Raw genomic sequence first — 19836 nt, forward strand, 5'->3', positions numbered from 1 at the left:
AGCATGCGAGAGCCTCGTTCCTCGCGAGATATTTTTTCTCGCCAAGCCGCCAAGGTCGCAAAGACCTGTATACCCTGCGCAGCCTTTGCGTCCTCCGCGCCTTTGCGAGAGGATAAACAGCATGCGAGAGCCTCGTTCCTCGCGAGATATTTTCTCTCGCCAAGCCGCCAAGATCGCTAAGACCTGTATACCCTGCGCAGCCTTGGCGTTCTTTGCGCCTTTGCGAGAGAAAAAATCATGCGAGCGATATTATTTCCTTGCGGGAGTCTTTTCTCGCCAAGCCGCCAAGGTCGCAAAGACCTGTATACCCTGCGCAGCCTTTGCGTTCTCCGCGCCTTTGCGAGAGAAAAAACAGCATGCGAGCGATATTATTTCCTTACGGGAGTCTTTTCTCGCCAAGCCGCAAAGGTCGCAAAGAATTATATCATCCCCTTTAGCTGTTCGTCAGAGGAAGCGGAGGAGGTTGATGAACGGCAGGAGAAGGGTAGTCTTCCACGACTCCGTGCGGCCCCAGATGGGATAGAGATGGTAGCCGCGTGCCCGGTCAAGGAGCGTATGCAGAAAGGCGCGGTCGTAATACTGATGATCCCTGTAGGCGGAAAGGACCGATGAGACGAGCAGCGAGCGCATGCGACGGCGATACAGTCGCTTGACGGCTTTGCTCACGGGTGCCGTCTCACAGTAACGAAAGATGTCGTTGACAATCTCTACCGTGCTCAGTAAGGTCTGACGATGTTTTGCTACATCCTTATTGCGCATCAGTGATGGGTACGAGAATGAGCAGTTATAATGATATACTAAAATATCGGTGAACAGGATGCGATGAGCCAGGGGGTAGAGCATCATATTAAAATCTATATCCTCATTGATGAGGCCTTTATGAAATTTAAGTCCGATACGCCTTAAGAAATCTGAAAGATAAATATTCATCCATACCGACGAGACTTTCATCCCATGCAGCGTGATATATTCTCCCGTATAGACCTGATCATACGCAAAAGGCTGACGGGCGGTAGGCCAGGAACCATGTTCGTTGAACGCCTCCGCAAGAAAGAAACATAGTTCAGCCTGGTTGCGCTCCGCGACCTCCAAAACCCGACCGATGGCATTCGTCTCAATGTAATCGTCAGAGTCGACAAACATCATATATTTGCCACGTGCAGCATCCATACCCGTATTGCGAGCCGCGCTAAGCCCCTGGTTCTCCTGCTCGATAACCTTTATATTCTCATACTGCTTGGCGAGTTCCGTACAGATCTCTCCACTGTGATCGGTGGAGCCATCATTGACAAGAATCACTTCGTAGTGTTCAGCTGCCAGGTCCTGCTGCTCGAGGGAATGAACACACTTCCGCAGGAAAGGCTCTACATTATATACAGGAACAATGATTGATAACTGGATATTTTGCATCAGCAATTCTTTTATTTTATTTGTATCACAAAATTATTAGTACCGCGCAGCCAATGTATGTTCAATGCTTGACAATGCACGTTAAAACCTTATCCCTTTTTATGTATCATCGTATGCACCGCAAACATTTCTTGCACGAATACTTTTCTACTTGTGCTAGTATGGCAGCAAGGAAAAATTCTAGGATCCTTAATAATCTATTAACTCCTTGCAAGGTTATGAAGAAAATTGTACCCCTTTATTCCAAGCACAGTTCTCAAAAGTCGTTTAACTTTTTGTTGCCAAGACAAGCGGATGTCTCTGAGGTCAAAATACTCTAACTTAGGAGCAACTTTTGAGAGAAACTCCAAATGTAAGTCGAAATTCTGTTCTACCTTTTCCCAATCATGCTCATAGTCGACTTCCGGGCGAGGTGGCAAATTTCTTCCATCTTTCAAAATCCAGTTCATATAGTCGAGGATGCTATTACATTTCGGGTTCTTGACAGTCCTAATGGGAGTAGTAGATGTTATTATCCCATCAGGTTGATAGGAAAGTACATTTACCTTTAAGCTATAACACCCAGCCTTACAAGCGACATTGGCACTACCAGCACCTGAAACAAAAAGGGAAATTTTATGCAAAGCTTTCACAGGAAGTGGATAAATGTATCCAGTGATGAGAAGACGCACGTTAGGAAATGCACAAAATCTTTTGGTAATCTGTCTCTCTGTCTCTTTGTCAAAAGCAGCACCAAAGAATGTCAAAGCTATTGTCTTATCAGCATTCTCAAGAATAAAAGTCTCGAACGCATCAAGGATAGCAGGGAGAAAAGGCTTCTCTAAGCGACCAACATAGCCTATGTTATAGTCGCCACTTGGTATCTTATCTGTTATCGAACTGTCATAATCATCCAATGAGTTTGTACAATTACACGGAAGCCCATAACATTGTTCAAGATATAAGTTGATCCCAGCCTTCTTAAACAAAGCTTGCATAACCTCTTTTGAGATGCATGCCATCTCATGCCGCTCATATTTGAACTTAAAGAAATTGATAGTACGTGCATTTACAAAAGGATTCTGTTCATCCAGGAAGATGACAATATGGCGTGCGCCTATACGCTCAGCCAACAATTCACCCCAGTAAGCAGTATAGTCGTTACCCGTCTCTATCACAGTCTCTCCTGCATTACAAGGGACATAACTCAATAGGATTTTGAGTAGTTTCTCTCTTTGGCACTTAGTAAATTCTGTAGGGATATAACCAGCTTCAGGTAAGAAGTTCTTAAAATACTCCTCCAGACCTGGAATGGCAGCCCTTGTTCCCACATCAGTCCTCACAACGACCACATTCCAGCCTTTCTCCTTCATATACCTTACCTTATTGGCATTGTATATAGGTCCTCCTGCAATCTTATCCGCAAAAGCACATATAATAATGTATGTCTTCATTAATCTGAATCTATGGAGTTCTGCAAATCTTCAGCATATCAATTACGCCCAAAACTTACCTAACTAATTTAATTGAAAGACTAAATTCGCGATCTCAAAGGACGCGAAAGTCTTCTTGTGGAATTTTATATCACGCAATGGTTCCTGCTATTTTCCTCGCGTGATCTAACCCCATATCAATCAAAGCTAATTGCTTTCGTAGCATTTTTCATCTTTATATTTTGAAAGTATGTATCACTACCCAGCTCTCTATATAATGTACCAAATATGATATTTGCACATTGGGTTGTCATGGCTATGACTCCCATCATATCAACAACTACTACATTATTCGACGGATTCATAGCTTTTATGGCATGATATATTTTAAGAGCTATTTCCTTTTGTGTTATAGCAACACCATATTTCTTTAAATTTATAATATTCATGTTGATTACCTTTTAATCTATAACGAAAAATCTTTCTCCATATTGTCGTGAGATGACTGCTCATGTATACAGGGGTGCTGAGTAGTTACAATATGAGCGATAATCCTCATCTTATATAGCCTTTTACATCTATAAAAGGCAGATATTTCAACCGTAGCTCTGCAAACCGCTTGACCGCCATCTCTTTTTTATAATCCTCAAACAAATCTTTGCAAGAGTATTTAGGCTGATAACCTAAATCTCTCTTAGCGTTCTCAATGTCCATCAGGAAGCCGCCACCACAAACTTTATCCGGGCGCATGACAATTTCCGACGGATGATCTTTCGGAGAGAAAACTTCTATGATGGTCTCTATCTGCTCCTTGATGGTAACAGGAATACCTGTTCCTACATTGTAGACACCGCCATCAACATTGGCCAGCACAGCCTTGCACAACTCTTGTGCGCAATCATAGACATGAACCATATCCTTGGAATAAGTTCCATCCCCATAGACTTCAATAGGTTCGCCTTTCATGGCCTTTTCTATCATTTGGTAGACAGGGCGCTTCGTCTTCACCCCATTAGGGAAATAATAGGGATAAGGACTATAACTGTAAATGGTAGGGAAACGGAACACGAATTTCTTCAACCCGTATTGCGCATGATAATGCTTCATCATCTCGAGCATGGTGTTCTTGGCAATGACATACATGGCATGATCGCCCTTGTAGCTGAAGTTTGGTTTCAAATCCGGCTTCAGTATCTTGTGGTCGTACAATGAGATGTCGAAGACAGTCTGTGTATAGAGAATACGGTCTACATGATTCTTACGACAATACTCAAGGACATTGTATCCGCCCATTACAATCGAGTTTAGATACTTGCGTGCATCATAATTCGACATGTATGAGGGTATCTCTGCTGCCAAATCCATAACAGCATAAACATTCTCTGTGGGAAGCTTGTCGAAGTCTTCGGGCTTCGTTACGTCCACGGAATAATATTCGTAACCTCTCTTGGTGAAGAAATCCGTTTCACGCCTGCCAGAGGCTATCACCTCAAACTCGTTGGAATCAAAGAATTCCGTAGCGTACTTGAACAGATAGGAGCCGACATTACCTGTTGCACCAAAGATAATTATTTTCTTTCTCATTATTGAAAGTTTATTATTGTACTTATTATATAATCCATTTCCTCTTCACCATACCGTTGATCAATAGGCAGAGGCAGAAGAAACTCGGTCAAGTCGGCTTCAAAGCTATCTCTCCCAGCCCATTCTGTAACATTCGGCCAATATTTGGCTACATAAATCTTATTCTTGATAAGATGCTCCCGCAAACCTTTTTGATGGCTATAATATGGATAGACCATGGGAACCGTATCGCAACTGATAAGGAAATGCATCTCGTTGGTTCTGGATAAAGCCTTGTCCAACCGATAGAAATTCCTAAGACGGCGGTTGGCGACATCGGTATAATCTATCGAGTCAATGATGCTTTGGGTAAGCTTTGACATGGTTCTTATACCACAAGTGCTTAACGATTCCTCGCATTCATGGTATTCATGAAAGGCTTCCTCGGGCGAATAGTCCAGTCTGTCAAGGATGGCACTCATCCTCTCTCTTGAATGGTCTTGTGGAATATCTATATCGAGCTTGGTATCCGTAAACAGATAGGCACCATCTGACACTCCAAAGTATTTACGGCAAGTATTGAAGACATCTGTATTCTTACGAGGTCGTGTGTAAAAAGCCTGCGTGTTGTCCAATATTACATTTGGTGAATACTCATACGCCACTTCTCGGGCATAATCATCCATCAAACCAAAATAGTCTGTATAGACGAGCACTTCATCCTTGGCCACATGTACATTACCGGCGATATGAAAATCTTTATCAATATGATAGAACTCATAGTCAATACCATTCTTCAGAATAGACTGCAGCATGACATCACAAGTATAATATGGTAGCCATACTTTCTTATACCCTCTTGCCTTCAATATATACTCAAAACATGAACGCCCACTATTGAGTCTGATGGCTTTTGGATAAAGTTCTCCCCCTGTGTTATGAGGCAACTCCAATGAGAAAAAACCGCCGATGCTTCTCATACTGCAAGTTCAATTAAATTAAACTTATAGCATGAGATGTTTCTACACGGTTCCCCCCTAAAGAAATAAAATCTTCAGGCTTCCCCCATATTCGCTCGAAACGATTAACCCAACTTTGACATCGTATTTTGCTTAGTTGTTCTGTATCAGCAATTTAGTGTTTTTAAAAAGTCCTACTGTGTTCTACAGATTTTTATTTTTTTAAATGGCACTTTACTGATTTTCAACAACTCGTAGATTTCAGCTGCACTATCTGTAGGCACACTGCACAGTCTGGTCTCGACAGCCTCTCCAAGCGCATTTACTGCTGTGGTAGTAACTGCTTTTTGAGTCTTCATGATCCGCATGATCTCCGACCAGTACGGTGTCGAACGCTCCCGCCCATGCTCATCCTTGCCTTGCTTTCGCCGGGCAACCTTCATCTGATGGCGCACGGTGTTTACTATCCAGTAAGCCAGCAGCCCTAAGAAAAGGTGTGCGTCTGCCCTATTGTCAGTCTGGTGGTATATGGGCCTGAGGCTGAGGTCGGTTTTGAGCTGCCGGTTGGAGCATTCTATTTCACGTATAAGATTATAGTAGTTCCAGGTCGTTTCCTCATCTAATTTCTTCACATTGGTTCTGAGGAAGTATGTTCCGTATTCCACCTTGTCCGGGATGTTGACCTCCCATGTCATAGAAGCGACTTTGTCGTGTCCGTCATCCTCAACTTTTATATTGTAATATCGGCTTATAGAGGGATATTTTCCTTGCAGGGCACCGATCCTGTTTTGTACCTTGCCGTAGTTTTTTATCCCGTGTTTTGATTGGGTACTCTTTCTGATTTTTTTCAACCCTTCCTCAAAACGCTCACGGAATTTGCGGTTCATGGATTCTTCCTTCAACGCTTTTGCAGGAGAGTCTATTTTGAGGTAACAGTCGTCATTCTTGGCCGTTGTTACGCGTTGAAGCGTTATCTCGCGCTTCAAGCAATCGCAAACTGTGACTTTGGGAGCATTCTCGGGGGTGGTGTATTCGGTAAGAGCTTTGCGGGATACACAAAGATAGTTGTATCCTTTGTCCCTTATAGTCTTGAGGTTATCTTCAGTTGAGATACCTGCGTCAATGACTACAAGCACTCCCTCGTTATCGGGACATTTGGCCGGATTCTCAGCAATAAGCTCGTCCACCATGTTGGGAAGTGACTTTGGATCGGCGGTATTGCCTTCCAGTACCGCACTGTAACGTATGAAGCCGTCAGTATTGATGCATAGCGCGAGGACAAGCAGCTTGCAGTCGCTGCGTTTCTCCTTTGAACGGCCAAAGGCAGCCTTCTTGCTGCCGGTCTTGCGTCCCTCAAAATAAAAGTTGGTGAGATCGAAGAGCATAATGCGGTTGGTCGGTTTGAAGAGGTCATCGGTCTTGTGGCAAAGATACTTCTCAAGCTTATCCTTTATGGAATAAAGGTCATCGGCAACTCGATATATCCTCCTTGGAGTTATTTTGGCCATAGGAAGGTCAAGGAGTTCGCACACTGCAGAGTTCTCTTTTATAATGGATATTGACTTTAATTCGGACGGAGTATAGGCCGCCCTCGTAATAAGATGGGCCAAAGTGACCTTCACCTTGTCCTCAGACCATCCCAAAGAACGGAGAAATGTATCCAGACCAAGTTTACGAATCGTTTGCAGGCATAGCCATTCGCAGCCGACTTCCCTTGCGTCTGTATGCCTCATAGTGTCAACATCTATCCGTTTCCTGGCCTTGGACTTGCTTCTCTCGTAGGCGTTGCCCACAATATCAAGTTTTTCCTCCTCGACAAGTCTGGCCCAGTACGCATGCACTCTGTCACGAACCACTTCCGAGTAACCTTGCAGTTTCTCATCCCAAAGTTGGACATCCTTCTGGTGATTGTACAGATACGTCAGTCCACGCGCAACATCTCTTATCTGCTCTGGGGATAGGTCATGTATAAACCCGACATTGAGCAATATCAAAGTACATACCCTACCGCTGGCATCGCGATAGGACTCCTTCAGACGGTAATACTTCTCGTCTTTACACGTCTGTGGGTTGTAACGTATTTGGGACGTAAAATTCATGCCGCAAAGATAAGCAATCCCTACGACATTGCTGTGTTCTACATTGCGATTTTGAGCAGTTTGACCACGCAAACCCCTATAAACACTGGAAAAAATTCTGAAAAAAAACATTAGAGCGTCAAACTTGGGTTAATTCTCATTTCCTTCTTGAAATCCTCTAAGTAGGAGAGATAATCATATTTAGGAACATAGCCTAGAGCCAATGTTTTCTTAATGTCTAATCGGAAGTGGGGTGAACTTGGCTTTTCTGGCCGATAGGTAACAAGAGAGGGATGAGTACTTGGAGAAAACACCTTGATAATTCCACGAATCTGATTTTCCATGCTAACTCCAACGCCATTGCCAACATTGAAAATGCCGCCTTTGTCTTCAGACTCCACGCATTTCTCTACAATCTGCACAAAGTCACGTACATACACTATTTCCTTCTCAGACGATGGGTCTCCCCACAGTTCAATAGGCTTCCCTTTCATGGCTCTATCAATCAAATAGCGATATCCCATCCATCGCTGTTGTCCATCCACATAGTAAAAAGGATTAGGTTGATAGACATAAATAGTTGGAAGGCGTAATATGAATCTAGAGAACCCATACTGAGCATGATAATGCTCAATTAGATCGACAGCGGCATTTTTTGATATGGAATATACCGCATGATCGCCAGTCAATGGAAAGCGTCGTTCTGTATCAGGATCAATGGGAATGCTCGTTCCAAATTTGTATAGGATATCAGAAATAGACTGAGCAAAAATGATTTTCTTTGCCCCTACCTTATTCATGTATTCCAAAACATTTAGTGTGCCTTCTACGATGGTTTCCACATACAGATGCGGCTGATAGCTTTTCATTCTGGCTGGCATTGCTCCTGCGAAATGAACTACTTGATCAATACCTGATTGCGGCAATACGTCAAATGCATGTCGATTAGATATATCAACAGAATAATAAGGTATGCCATAGTCCTCAAACATTCCATTATCAGACTTACGGTGAGCAACGGCAATGACGTTATATCCCAAATCTTTCAGTCCAACAGCCGTATAAGCTCCTACGCTGCCCGTCGCACCAAATATTAATATTGTCTGCATAATTTCCATTTAATCTGTTTCCACTTTGCACCAAGAGTTTACTCCATCCATTGCATCTAGAAGTTTCTTCTCCGTGTCGAACCGCATCACAAGAGTACCAATGGTGTCGTTGGCACCTCGAAACGTATTCACTGTATCACCAGGCTTCACCCACAAGTCTGTTTGTTTTATATAGGGCACAACTTCGGGTGAAATATTAAGTTGTTTAAACTTACCAGTCTTTTCCGAGTGTAATATCACTTCAGCCCAATGCCCATCAAAAGTCTTCTGCTCTATTGTGGGCACAGAGTCGCCAACTGCAGCTCTCACACAGGCTGTAATGATATCGACCCCCGTGCCCATCCGTGCCATCTCTGCGAGGCGATTGCCGCCGCCACGAGGCGAAACTTCCATGATGTACTGCTTGCCGTTCGTCCCAATACGTGTCTCTATATTATAAACAGACGTCTGCATGTGGAGAAGGGTGAGAAGACGCTGGAGCTCTGACTTCAGATATGCTTCTTGATCATCGGTAAAAGTAGACGGCCAAGAATAAGCAGCCGGGACATATTCATTGGTGGCATCCCTGTCAAATCGCTGTGCGGAGAAAGATGTGAAGACTAGCCCGCCATCAAGAGAGAAACTGTCGCTGTCGGACGAGCACCCTTGCTTTTCGATAAACTCCTCGACAATCACTCGCCCAGAGATGGAATGCTCGAAGGCATCCTCAAGGGCGGGCTTCAGGTCCTCAAACCTATCAACACGTGACACGCCCTTGCTGCCAGCCGAATCCGTCGGTTTGACGATGACCGGCCAAGGATACCAGTCTTTTGCCGCAAGAGCTTCATCCATGGATCCAAAACCTTTAGCCTTAGGCACGTTGAAGCCATGTTCTGTGAGGAAAGCTCGAAAACGGTCTTTGTTCTGCAAGATGCATACCGACTCATACGGGCCGAAGGAGGGTAACCCCATTTCGTTTTGAACATAGGAGGCCGTTATCACACCCGGGTCGACTGCAAACGACATGATGCCGTCAATCTTCTTCTCACGTGCAACCTTCAGTACGGCTTCTTTATCCACAATACTCACATCCACATACTCATCGGAATATTTGTGCGCAATGTTATGAGGCAGATAATCACAGGTAATGACATAATATCCCTGCTGGTGTGCTGCCTCAATGACAGGAAGGAGGTAGCGAAGACCTCCAAGAAAGGGCTCTTTCATTTAAGCCGACATAGAAGACAATATGTCACAATGTAATCCGTTTAAATGAATGTGACGATAGGCACAAACGCCCGAAGGCGGTTTCTCAACCGCCAGGCTCTTAATACCTTTTGTCATATATTTTTATTTTTGAAGAGGGGGTTTATGGTATTTGTGCGATTAGTGCACTTTGTGCCCCCTCTTCTTTTTACACTGCAAAGATACAAAATAATTAGCTAATAACCAAACAATTACGCACTTTTATCATCTCGGATGCAACTTTTTCTTCCCTATAAGGGATTAAGAGTTTGGCGGTTGAAAAACCGCATTTGCTGAGCCGAGATTTGTTAAATTTTATCCACTCAGTACCAGATTATCGTAGGATGAACAAAGGCAACTGTAAACACAAGTTGTCCGACATGCTTCTGCTGGTTATTTTGGCCAGGGCATGCGGCTGCGAGACTCGCAAGGACATTGTGGCCTTTGGAACGATCCATTTGAGCTACTTGCAAGACCACCTCGGCATTCTTGCTAAGGGATGTCCGTCCGAGCCCACACTTTGCAGGATGGAAGGTGGAATCGACGACATTACTTTGGCCTCTTTGGTTTCGACATTATCACGAAAATACGTGTCGGAGCATGATGGAGCAAACAGACGGCACATTGCAATTGACGGCAAGTTCATGCTGGGTACGAAAATTGGCGACGGACGCTCTCCTGATGTTGTGACTGCTTTCAGCGTGACCGACCGGTTGCCGCTTGACACTGAAATGTGTGAGGTGAAAAGCAATGAGATAAAGGCTGTGCCCAAAATCATAGAGCGGGCTGACTACATGAATGGATGCGTTATAACTGCGGATGCCATGTCGTGCCAAAGTTCTATCATCAAAGGCATCGTCGGGAAGGGAGCTGACTATCTTATTGCGCTGAAAGCCAACCAGAAAGCAGCAAGATGGTCGGTAGAGGACGCTGTGCCTACGCTGCATCCTAACGACGAATGGAAGACGGAGTGGGAACTTGCCCACGGGAGGCTGTACCAACGCCGATGCCGTGTATATTCAGACATATCCGGTATCAAGGTGCTTGAAAAATTCCTCAATGTCAAGGCTGTGATTGCCATAGACACGCATACGATTGAAAAGAAAAGCGGAACGGAACAAAAACAGACGAGGTACTATATAACCAGTTTGGAAGAAAGGGCACAGACTTTGGATCGAATCAGCCGCATGCACTGGGGAATCGAGAACAATCTCCATTGGACGCTGGATGCAAGAATGCGCCAGGACCGCACAAAGAGAAAAGAAACAAAGTCGGCCAGAAACTTGGACTCGATCCAGAAGCTTGTTTATATCATCTACACCATAGCCTCCAAAAAGCACCTGCCAGAGACCATCAGAAAGAGGAAAGAACTCTTTAAAGTCAAGTTCTCAGCCATTGCATCTTACGCCAAGAACAGCTTGGCCTATGCTATTTCTCTTCTCAGTCTGTAGAGGTCGTTAATTTTGAGGGATATATAATAAGCCCTAAGCTACATCCAGCTTGGGTAGGGGATACTTTATCCATTGGTCATCAGACCTTTACTACAAATAGCATTTCTGCGGTAAAGCGGAGACTGAGCAACAATCATGCCATGTCAGTCTAAATTTAAATGAAAGAACCGTACCTCCAAGAAGCATAAGTTTCTTCATTTGCTTGAATCACTCAATGAGCCATTCAAACAAATGAGCAGCTCACATTATGGTTTATATTTTAATATCCTCGCAGGATTTCCTGCTACTATTGCTTTATCCGATACAGGCTTCACGACAACGCTACCTGCTCCGACAAGAGCGTCTTTGCCAATATGTTTAGCCTTGCCACTGACAAGTACAGAACATTGTCCGATGAATGCTTTTGACTCGACATCTGTGTAAGCACCGACATAAGCCTTGGGTCCCATAAAGGTGTAAGGGAAAAGGTGACTGTCATGGCTGACCATCGCATGAGGCCTTAATACACACCCTTCCTCAACTGTCGCATTACTATCAATCTCACAGTAACTGTCGACCAAGACACCGCAAGGAGAAACATCAGCGAAGCGAGAGATTACTGCGGTCGGATGGATGAGGGATGGTATTACCCCCCCTCTATGAATTAAGTTCAAGCTCACTGATTGTTTTATAGCCATATCACCCATCGTCAGGCAAAAGTTCTTGTCCGTAAGGTCTTCACGAAGGAGGTCGGCGAAAGATCCTAAAATAGGAAATCCATGGTCAGTCTCTCCCGTCCGATCCTCATTATAATGATACAGCCCGGCCACATGATAGCCACAGGCCTCTGCCAGTTCAATAAACAGCGGTGTGGCATGGCCTACGCCAAGGAGATAGATGTTGTTTGTATTCATATTTGTTATTCTGCTTGCTCACCTGCTTTAGGAAGTTCGAATACTGAATCCTTATTAATAGTTTCTACCAAATTCATTTGAGGAAGGAACAGACTCTCTATAACAGTACCTTCCGCCTTAGTCAAAATGACGCCTCTGGCTACTCCTACAGAGAAAGTCGCCATATAGCGTAAGAAGAAGACAGGAAGAGTTAGTTTGTTGTCTACTATCATTGAATCAAATGCACTTTTTTCTATTTCAAAGATCGCACTTAATTCCAATTTAAGGAACGTCGTTTCTTCCTGAAGATAACTATACTCACTTATACAGCGAACAAGATGTTCCTTAAAGTCAACAGAGAAAGAGAATCCGGAATTCACCTTAACTTCAATGCCATTCTGAAACTTTCCCTCTTCTGATCTGAAATTGTCTATATGAAGGAACTTAAGTTTAAAAGGTATTTTTTCCATCTTTAGGCTGCTAATGAATAAAAATCATCCGAATCTCCCTTTGAGCTGTGAGCCTTGTAAGTCCATCCCGTGGTATCTTCGTATTTTTCATCAGATGAGAAAACGGAACTGAAATCAAAATTATTCTCAGTGTCCGCACTCTCTATCACTTTATGATTATAGACATGAGTCTGATACATTTGGAAATCAAAATTGAAAACCTGGTTCATCTCATCATCTAAAAAAGTCACGGTCTCCCCATATTTATCAGAGAACAAGCCCTCGAATTCAATTGCTTTAGCTTGGAAAAGATGCGATTCATACATCGCTTTATCCTTCAACAGGACAAAGTAATCATTGTCTGCCGCAGACTGGTAGATACCAATGCTTTGGTTCACATTTGGAACATCACAAAAAAAATTGATTACAAACTTTATGATGTCATTTATTTCATCTTTCATAGCTGTATACCTTTAAGTTTACTAATAATGTTCTCGGCTACTTTTTTATCAGCCTCAGCTTGAGCATGTGAAAAGGAAGTATCCGAATAGTCTGCTTTGTGACGGGATTCCTTAAGCGACTTCATCATTTCGGTTTCTTTAAAGAAGGCAATACCATTTTCTTGCATCTTCTCTTGAAAGAATTTTATCCAAAAATCATGAGATCCAAGGAATCTTCCTCTCTTAATACTTCTGTTATACACATAAGCATCATAGTCTGACTTTCTTTCCCGCTCATTTTTGTCAAACAGCTCATCGATCTTGTACAATAACATTTGATAGCATGCATAATAAACACAATGTATGCTTTCCGTGTAATATTGTCCTTGTATTAGGCAAGAAGCAGCATCAATGTTATGTAAAGACTTATCTATTAGCTCCATATACCTGCTTGCAAAATTAATAATAAAATTCCATCTCTAAGGCTGAAAAACATTATTTAACTATGCACTCTATCACTCTTTGCACATCCTCGTCACTCAGCAGATGGTGCATAGGCAGGCAGATGACTGTGTCGGCCATCGTGTGGGCAGTAGGCAGATTATCGGGAGCTGCACTCTCCAGACCGCGGTAGGTGGAGAACTCACTGATAAGCGGATAGAAGTAACGGCGTCCCCAAACATTACGGTCGCGCATCTTGAAGTATAGCTCATCGCGACTCATGCCGTATTTCTTCTCGTCGACGAAGATGGGAAAATAGCTGTAATTATGTTGCACGCCTGGCATCTCGTCGAAGAAAGTAATGCCCTCGACGTCCTTCAGCACCTCACGGTATCTCTCGGCAGCATGACGGCGGGCAGCTATGGCCTTGTCGACTTGCTTGAGGTTGAGCAGTCCATAGGCCGAGCGTATCTCATCCATCTTACTGTTAATGCCCGGACCGACAACTGTTGTCTCGTTGGCAAAGCCGAAGTTCTTCAGATAGTCGATACGCTGCTTCATCTTAGCATCGTGCATGACCATGGCGCCACCCTCCACGGTGTTGAACACCTTTGTAGCATGAAAGCTCAGTGTGCTCAGGTCACCGGCATTGAGGACCGACACATAGTCGCCCTCACTCTTTGAGAGCATTTTGCTGTGGCGACTGTCTACTTTCACACCAAAGGCATGGGCAGCATCATAGATGACCCGCAGTCCGTACTTATCGGCAATGTCCTGGATGACATCGACATCGCACGGATTGCCATAAACATGCACTGGCAGGATGGCTGTCGTGCGCGGAGTTATCGCGGCCTCCACCTTGTTCGGGTCGAGGTTTCCGGTCTTGGGGTCGATGTCGACAAAGACAGGTTTTATGCCGTTCCACCACAGCGCATGGGTAGTGGCAACGAAGCTGTATGGGGTAGTGATCACTTCGCCTGTGATACGGAGTGCCTGCAAAGCTGTAATCAGTGGCAGCGTACCATTGGTGAACAAACTGATGTAGGGTACACCAAGATACTCTGCAAGTGCTTTTTCCAACTGCTGATGAAATTCGCCGTTGTTAGTAATCCATTGCTTATCCCAAATTTGCTTGAGATATTCATTAAAAGCTCCTAAATCCGGGAGTAGCGGAGACGTAACCTTTATAATATCCTTATCCATTGTATTCTTCCTGACAAGTAGCTATCATAAGATATTCTATAGAATCAATTTTAATCCTCATTGCTATCTCATGTCCATGCTAATAGTTTTTAAACCATAAATAATTATCTCTGCGAGCGGCATGTAACCGGTGCAGGGGAGGGCTTCATGCCCTCCCTCGAAAAATGACCCAACCGATTTGGAAAAACATCACCAACGTTTTGAAATGTGACCGCCGAATTGAAAAATCGGTCGAACATTATTTGTGGAAGGGCATGAAGCCCTTCCCTGCACTGAAATATTCGTACTGGTGGGCTAATTCAGAAACTGCTGTTTGGACCTCTGGTTAGGGGAGAAATACTTTAGTAACATTATTCCACAGGTAATTTTCGATCTTAGTCAGCCAATCATTGAAATGTCTGCACCGAGTGCGGAGGGCAGTCATGCCAAGAGAAGACGTAGTTAATTTTCCGCCCTGGGGCTTGTCGTATCGGTATTTGCCAGCCAAAGCTTGGATGATGCGCTTACTCGGAGCTGTGGCAGGACTATTGTCTACAAGTTCGGTATTGCCGCCATAGTCATCCATTACGATTTTATCCAGTTGATTCAATTCCTTTTCAGCATTTGGATACATTCTCACAAGTTCCGGAATATTGCACAGCACCAAAGCCTCAAACTCATGAAGTTGTATATATGGGATGAAATTCTGCTGGTTTACAAACTTCCCAAGTTCCTCCTCCAGACTTGTTACTTGGTCATAATCCTTGAACTGGAGCGACTTTTGATATCCTGGGAAATCATCAGGCAAGGCATAGAGATCGAACATTGTCGTAAATAAATGTCTGTCCATTCCATCGTCATGAAATTGCCTCGTCATGTTCTCCAAGTCACGCATAGCCTGTGAAAAACTGATCATTCCTCCCTTTGCACCGAGTTTCCTATTCGTAATGAGTGCCTGAGGTATCACTTGTATTCCCTTCAGGATGAGATAAGGACTTAATACATAGCTTGCAAAGACAAGTTCACTTTTGCCCTCGCAGAGGACGTGCAGATAGTTCATAATGGCAATCCTCCGATGACATTTTTCACCCAAAGTTCACTGACGGTATAATCCTCAAGCCAGTGTTTGAGCTGCTCTGCATCGAGCCGATGGGCTACAGTGCTGTTCGTATTACGGTCTTGGTCAATAACGGTGATATCGCCCGGTTCAAAGGAGTCGATAAGCATAGGCGACTGGGTTGCGATGATAACCTGGGAATGTAGCGAGGCGTCCTTGATCATCTCTGCTAACTGGTCGATAGCGAAAGGATGCAATCCCAATTCCGGCTCATCTACAATGATTACGCTCGGCATCGTCTTTGCAGGCTGCAACAAGAGGGTGGCCAAGGCTATAAAACGAATCGTGCCATCTGAGAACTGGTCGGATGTAAACACGTAATCGTTGGCAGAAGAGTCTGTCCAGTTTAATGACACGTAGTTGTTAACCGGCTCAAGATAGAAATCACCAAACTGTGGCATGACCATCTTCACATAACTCACTATTCGGCGATAAGCCTGCTCGTAGTTGTTTTTCAAGAAATACAAAAATGCCCCAAGGTTATTTCCTTCCGACTGCAGGTACTGTGCGCCAGCTACCAGTGAAGCTTGACGCAGAGGGCCTCCCATGGAAGAGTCGTGAAACTGAAAAGCCTTGCAACGCGAGAGTATGGTGCGCAAGACGACCCCAGTACTGTCGTTACTGTTTACAAGACCCGACTCCAGGAAATTAGACACTAATTCTTTCTTTATAGGCTTATTCTCCCCCTGGCGTTGCCAGACTATTTCCTCTTTATTAAGAATGAGTCGACCACCGGCAGCGGGAGTGAGCATGAAAGAATAGACATCTATGTCTTTACTACCGCGAAGCCTTATTGTAGCGTCAATGGATGGCGTGACCTTTGCTCCGAAATGCAGGAAAGCCTGGTTGGTCCCGTTGGTGGCAATAAAGTTTTGCAAGGTTCCCGACATCATAAAGTTCAGCATCCTGAAGAAACTGATGATGTTGCTCTTCCCGGCACCATTGGGTCCTAACAGGATGTTTACATCGCCTAACGTAAGATGCAACGGCCGGTCCTTGGCTATTGACTTGAAGCCTGCTATTTCTATCGAATCAATTTTAGTACTCATTGATATCTCATGTCCATGCTAATAGTTTTTAAACCATAAATAATTATCTCTGCGAGCCGCATGTATCCAGCAGGGAAAGACTTTATGCCCTTCCACGAAAAATGACCCAACCGCTGTGGAAAAACACAAACGCTTTGACTTTGACAGGAAATCAGCAATTGACGTGAGGCACGTCATACTTGTTTTTTTATACGCCAGTCCTTCAGGTTCCTTGTTGTGCTGTCAAAGTTGATGGCGACTTTCGTTACAGGCAGTCCACTATGTGAGAAGGCCTCTGCATAGTCACGCAGGTCGATTTGGTGCATAGCTGCTTCTGCGGAGGCATCGAGCTTCAGCTCGATGATATACAGACAGCCAAATGCTTTCATCACAATGTCTACCCGCCCACGCGGTGTATGCACTTCCACGTCCGCCCAAGTGCCCAAAAGTCGGAAGATGATGCACAGCACCTGCTGGTAATGGCCTTCATACTGAGTGTTGTCTGTATAAGGGATGGTGGCAAGGAAATTCTGGAGCAGATGCAGCAGCCGGTCTATATCGCCTTTATATAGAGCCTCAGCCATATCTCCCAGTGTCACATTGGCTTTGGCCGTGTCAGGTGTAATATAATAAGGTATAAACGACTGCATCAACCCTAATTCCACCTCACGGTTCGGGATGTCCAAAGTGTATATTCGGGAGAAATTGTTATACCCTTTGATGGTCAGATAGCCACTCTGGTAGAACAGTGGCGTAAGGCTTGACAATGTCTCCGTGGGTGCGTCAAAATCAGAACTCCGGGCCTTCATGCGCCCAATCTGCGACGGCATGACATGGAATTTATGCATCATCTCTATGAGATAGGTCGGAGTGCCGGAAGAGAACCAGAAGGCATCTATGTCCTTAGCCGAAAAAGCGTTGAGGAGACTGAAAGGGTTGAAGATATCGGGACTGGGCCAGGCAAAGTGATAGCCATCGTAATAATGTGTCAGATTGTCAATGGTCTTCTGTCGGCTCTCGCCTGTGGCTTGTGCAAGGCTGTCAACATCCTCAGACATCTGCGTCAGCAGTTCCTCCTTTGTGATACCGCATATCCCGGCATAATCAGGACGCATGCTGATATTGACGATATTATTCAACTCAGAGAAGATGCTCAGCTGCGAGAACTTCGTGATGCCGGTGAGGAATACAAAACGGAGGTTGGGGTCGTTGAGTTTCAGAGGACTGTAGAAGTTACGCATAATCTGACGCAATTCTCCGAGTTTTTCTTCGTTGTGAACAACATCCAACAGAGGCGCGTCATATTCGTCGATAAGCACAACGACCGGTTTCCCGGTTTGCTTATGCGCAACATCTATCAAGTTGGACAGCCTGTTGTTTTCTCCGCTTGGAGGATTGACGATGTTCCATTTCTCCTCAATTTTAGCAAGCATGAAGTCAAGATAAGTAAGAAGCCGCTCTTTATCCACGTGTTTTGCGCCACTGAGGTCGAAATGCAAGACGGGGTTGGAGATCCAGTCTTTTTCAAGATTATCTATAGCAAGTCCCTTGAAGAATTCCTTTCGTCCCTCGAAATAGCTTTCTAATGTAGAGGCAAGCAACGACTTGCCAAAACGACGCGGACGACTAAGGAAGAAGAACTTCCCGTCCTCGTGTGCCATCTTGTAGACATAGGCCGTCTTGTCAACATAGACATAGTCGTTATTTACTATCTCTGAGAAAGTCTGGATTCCTATCGGATAACGTTTTCTTACCATAACATCTATTTATTTTGATTCAGCGCTCTGTCCCATTTGCGATAGATCAGCCTGCCAGGTTCCTTCCTTGATATCTTTTATTTTAACGTACATATCCATGCTTTGATTGCATTTACCCGGTGCAGGGAGGGCTTTATGCCCTCCCTCGAAAGATGGCCCAACCGCTTTAAAATAGGTCGAACATTGTTTTAGGAAGGGCATAAAGCCCTTCCCGGCACTGGCACTAAGCCGTACAACATCGAAACGGCTGGTTAAACCCTGATGGGTGGCGGAAAACGTTAGAATACTAAATGTCTCTTCACCCAAGGATAGAGCCCAAGGGCTGCAAGGAACGCGACAAACTTATCCTTTACCGTGATATAAGGACAAGTGTACAGACGGAGATTGATGTCGGGGTGGCAGTGTCGCCAGAGGCTGCAATCGCTTGAGGTGTGCAATGCCGGCAGCACCCAACGCTTGTTGAAAAACTTGCGGAAGACGAACTCCTTATGGAACCGCTGCCCGCCATGCTCGCTGAAGAAACGCTCTAACAGGTTGACATTAGCCTCCATATCTCTCATCAGACGGATCAGCCGTCTGTCTCGTTCTGCGCCGTCTGCATTCGAGAGACTGGTCTCGTTGTAACGGTAATAATAGAGTGGCTCGGCTACATAAGCGAGGCGATGCGCCGCTGTGTACATCTGCAAGAGCACTGTCAGATCCTCCGCCATATTGTGCGTGGGAAAATACGCAATGGATTTATATAGGTCGCTACGGACAAGATGACTCCATAGCGATCCCTGGCGTCGGCCAAGCAACAGACTCTTTATCTCCGAGTCTATAGACAGCTTACCGGCAGGCAGCTGCTTTATTATGTTCCACTTCTCATCTTGCTGCTTATAAAAGTCACACCATACGATATCCGCTTTCTCCTGTGCCGCTTTTGCATACAGTTTCTCACAATAGTCGGGAGCGACAAAGTCATCGGAGTCGACGCAGATAACATATTCGCCCGTGCAGACGGTCATTCCGTTCCGCCGTGACTGTGCTGCACCTTGATTTTTCTCATTATGCAGTATCTTCACTTGCGCCTTTCTGTTAGGATACTCCCCAAGCACCTGCTGGAGGATCTCCATACTGTTGTCGGGCGTGCAGTCGTCAACAAAGACATACTCCACGTCTTGCAGCGTCTGCTCCATGAGTGACTTCCCACATTTTGCGATATACTGTTCCACGCCGTAGATGGGAACGATGATGCCAACAAAAGGGATGGTCATGGCTTTTGTTTATATTGATATTTGAACATTCCTGTAAATTCTGAGTCGGCCGTAGCGGGGCACGATGACGCTGGCTGATGCCGGAGGG

18 protein-coding genes are annotated in these 19836 nt (G+C 44.7%); 1 reads left to right on the forward strand and 17 read right to left on the reverse strand.

Annotation, left to right across the window (positions count from 1 at the left end):
* Positions 1-444 precede the first annotated feature (444 nt).
* The 8 genes from LDN30_RS13250 to LDN30_RS13285 form a co-directional block, all read right to left on the reverse strand.
* Positions 445-1410 carry a glycosyltransferase gene (locus LDN30_RS13250; protein WP_223929770.1) on the reverse strand — a complete coding sequence of 322 codons (966 nt, stop codon included), beginning with the start codon at positions 1408-1410 and terminating at the stop codon, positions 445-447.
* A 200-nt stretch (positions 1411-1610) separates the two neighbouring features.
* Complete coding sequence (locus tag LDN30_RS13255) at positions 1611-2843, reverse strand: hypothetical protein (RefSeq protein ID WP_223929772.1); 1233 nt, start codon at positions 2841-2843, stop codon at positions 1611-1613.
* 176 nt (positions 2844-3019) lie between these two features.
* Positions 3020-3271 carry an STAS-like domain-containing protein gene (locus tag LDN30_RS13260; protein WP_223929774.1) on the reverse strand — a complete coding sequence of 84 codons (252 nt, stop codon included), beginning with the start codon at positions 3269-3271 and terminating at the stop codon, positions 3020-3022.
* 106 nt (positions 3272-3377) lie between these two features.
* Positions 3378-4406 carry an NAD-dependent epimerase/dehydratase family protein gene (locus tag LDN30_RS13265; RefSeq protein ID WP_223929776.1) on the reverse strand — a complete coding sequence of 343 codons (1029 nt, stop codon included), beginning with the start codon at positions 4404-4406 and terminating at the stop codon, positions 3378-3380.
* Positions 4406-5365 carry a hypothetical protein gene (locus LDN30_RS13270; RefSeq protein ID WP_223929777.1) on the reverse strand — a complete coding sequence of 320 codons (960 nt, stop codon included), beginning with the start codon at positions 5363-5365 and terminating at the stop codon, positions 4406-4408. The genes LDN30_RS13265 and LDN30_RS13270 overlap by 1 nt, the downstream gene beginning before the upstream one ends.
* A gap of 173 nt (positions 5366-5538) precedes the next feature.
* The gene (locus tag LDN30_RS13275) at positions 5539-7443 is read right to left on the reverse strand and encodes an IS1634 family transposase (protein ID WP_223925324.1); all 1905 of its coding nucleotides are present in this window, start codon (positions 7441-7443) and stop codon (positions 5539-5541) included.
* Positions 7444-7553: 110 nt separating this feature from the next.
* The gene (locus tag LDN30_RS13280) at positions 7554-8531 is read right to left on the reverse strand and encodes an NAD-dependent epimerase/dehydratase family protein (protein ID WP_223929779.1); all 978 of its coding nucleotides are present in this window, start codon (positions 8529-8531) and stop codon (positions 7554-7556) included.
* A 9-nt stretch (positions 8532-8540) separates the two neighbouring features.
* Positions 8541-9737, reverse strand: coding sequence for an ATP-grasp domain-containing protein (locus tag LDN30_RS13285; protein ID WP_223929780.1), 1197 nt, complete (start codon positions 9735-9737; stop codon positions 8541-8543).
* A gap of 323 nt (positions 9738-10060) precedes the next feature.
* Between LDN30_RS13285 and LDN30_RS13290 the strand changes: the two genes are divergently transcribed.
* Positions 10061-11206, forward strand: a complete 1146-nt coding sequence (locus LDN30_RS13290; protein ID WP_223928966.1) for an ISAs1 family transposase — start codon at positions 10061-10063, stop codon at positions 11204-11206.
* Positions 11207-11451: 245 nt separating this feature from the next.
* Here the strand turns inward: LDN30_RS13290 and LDN30_RS13295 are convergent, their stop codons facing one another.
* The 9 genes from LDN30_RS13295 to LDN30_RS13335 all read right to left on the reverse strand — a co-directional run bounded on the left by LDN30_RS13295 (position 11452) and on the right by LDN30_RS13335 (position 19748).
* A complete protein-coding gene (locus LDN30_RS13295; RefSeq protein ID WP_223929782.1) occupies positions 11452-12099 on the reverse strand; it encodes an LbetaH domain-containing protein in 648 nt (215 codons plus the stop codon).
* A 5-nt stretch (positions 12100-12104) separates the two neighbouring features.
* Positions 12105-12548 (reverse strand): hypothetical protein, encoded by a 444-nt coding sequence (locus LDN30_RS13300; RefSeq protein ID WP_223929783.1) that lies wholly within the window; start codon positions 12546-12548, stop codon positions 12105-12107.
* A gap of 2 nt (positions 12549-12550) precedes the next feature.
* On the reverse strand, positions 12551-12988 hold the full coding sequence (locus LDN30_RS13305; protein WP_223929784.1) for a hypothetical protein: 438 nt from the start codon (positions 12986-12988) through the stop codon (positions 12551-12553).
* Entirely contained in the window at positions 12985-13410 is a 426-nt protein-coding gene (locus tag LDN30_RS13310; protein ID WP_223929785.1) for a hypothetical protein, read from the reverse strand. The genes LDN30_RS13305 and LDN30_RS13310 overlap by 4 nt, the downstream gene beginning before the upstream one ends.
* Before the next feature lie 52 nt (positions 13411-13462).
* The gene (locus LDN30_RS13315) at positions 13463-14611 is read right to left on the reverse strand and encodes a DegT/DnrJ/EryC1/StrS family aminotransferase (protein WP_223929787.1); all 1149 of its coding nucleotides are present in this window, start codon (positions 14609-14611) and stop codon (positions 13463-13465) included.
* Positions 14612-14936: 325 nt separating this feature from the next.
* Positions 14937-15650, reverse strand: a complete 714-nt coding sequence (locus tag LDN30_RS13320; RefSeq protein ID WP_223929788.1) for a DUF4276 family protein — start codon at positions 15648-15650, stop codon at positions 14937-14939.
* Complete coding sequence (locus tag LDN30_RS13325; RefSeq protein WP_223929789.1) at positions 15647-16756, reverse strand: AAA family ATPase; 1110 nt, start codon at positions 16754-16756, stop codon at positions 15647-15649. Before LDN30_RS13325 ends, LDN30_RS13320 begins: the two co-directional genes overlap by 4 nt.
* A 173-nt stretch (positions 16757-16929) precedes the next feature.
* Positions 16930-18492 (reverse strand): PD-(D/E)XK nuclease domain-containing ATP-binding protein, encoded by a 1563-nt coding sequence (locus tag LDN30_RS13330; RefSeq protein ID WP_223929791.1) that lies wholly within the window; start codon positions 18490-18492, stop codon positions 16930-16932.
* 278 nt (positions 18493-18770) lie between these two features.
* A complete protein-coding gene (locus LDN30_RS13335) occupies positions 18771-19748 on the reverse strand; it encodes a glycosyltransferase family 2 protein (RefSeq protein WP_223929793.1) in 978 nt (325 codons plus the stop codon).
* Between the last annotated feature and the right edge of the window lie 88 nt (positions 19749-19836).

Origin of the sequence: Prevotella lacticifex (assembly GCF_019973375.1) — a bacterium.
In the GTDB taxonomy this organism is placed as follows: Bacteria; Bacteroidota; Bacteroidia; order Bacteroidales; family Bacteroidaceae; genus Prevotella; species Prevotella lacticifex.

Bases quoted from the DNA above. Each gene is read 5' to 3' on its own strand.
- LDN30_RS13315 (WP_223929787.1), bottom strand. From the start codon at position 14,611: ATGGATAAGGATATTATAAAGGTTACGTCTCCGCTACTCCCGGATTTA.
- LDN30_RS13255 (WP_223929772.1), bottom strand. From the start codon at position 2,843: ATGAAGACATACATTATTATATGTGCTTTTGCGGATAAGATTGCAGGA.
- LDN30_RS13335 (WP_223929793.1), bottom strand. From the start codon at position 19,748: ATGACCATCCCTTTTGTTGGCATCATCGTTCCCATCTACGGCGTGGAA.
- LDN30_RS13310 (WP_223929785.1), bottom strand. From the start codon at position 13,410: ATGGAGCTAATAGATAAGTCTTTACATAACATTGATGCTGCTTCTTGC.
- LDN30_RS13250 (WP_223929770.1), bottom strand. From the start codon at position 1,410: ATGCAAAATATCCAGTTATCAATCATTGTTCCTGTATATAATGTAGAG.
- LDN30_RS13280 (WP_223929779.1), bottom strand. From the start codon at position 8,531: ATGCAGACAATATTAATATTTGGTGCGACGGGCAGCGTAGGAGCTTAT.
- LDN30_RS13285 (WP_223929780.1), bottom strand. From the start codon at position 9,737: ATGAAAGAGCCCTTTCTTGGAGGTCTTCGCTACCTCCTTCCTGTCATT.
- LDN30_RS13275 (WP_223925324.1), bottom strand. From the start codon at position 7,443: ATGAATTTTACGTCCCAAATACGTTACAACCCACAGACGTGTAAAGAC.
- LDN30_RS13320 (WP_223929788.1), bottom strand. From the start codon at position 15,650: ATGAACTATCTGCACGTCCTCTGCGAGGGCAAAAGTGAACTTGTCTTT.
- LDN30_RS13295 (WP_223929782.1), bottom strand. From the start codon at position 12,099: ATGAATACAAACAACATCTATCTCCTTGGCGTAGGCCATGCCACACCG.
- LDN30_RS13270 (WP_223929777.1), bottom strand. From the start codon at position 5,365: ATGAGAAGCATCGGCGGTTTTTTCTCATTGGAGTTGCCTCATAACACA.
- LDN30_RS13265 (WP_223929776.1), bottom strand. From the start codon at position 4,406: ATGAGAAAGAAAATAATTATCTTTGGTGCAACAGGTAATGTCGGCTCC.
- LDN30_RS13330 (WP_223929791.1), bottom strand. From the start codon at position 18,492: ATGGTAAGAAAACGTTATCCGATAGGAATCCAGACTTTCTCAGAGATA.
- LDN30_RS13300 (WP_223929783.1), bottom strand. From the start codon at position 12,548: ATGGAAAAAATACCTTTTAAACTTAAGTTCCTTCATATAGACAATTTC.
- LDN30_RS13305 (WP_223929784.1), bottom strand. From the start codon at position 12,988: ATGAAAGATGAAATAAATGACATCATAAAGTTTGTAATCAATTTTTTT.
- LDN30_RS13260 (WP_223929774.1), bottom strand. From the start codon at position 3,271: ATGAATATTATAAATTTAAAGAAATATGGTGTTGCTATAACACAAAAG.
- LDN30_RS13325 (WP_223929789.1), bottom strand. From the start codon at position 16,756: ATGAGTACTAAAATTGATTCGATAGAAATAGCAGGCTTCAAGTCAATA.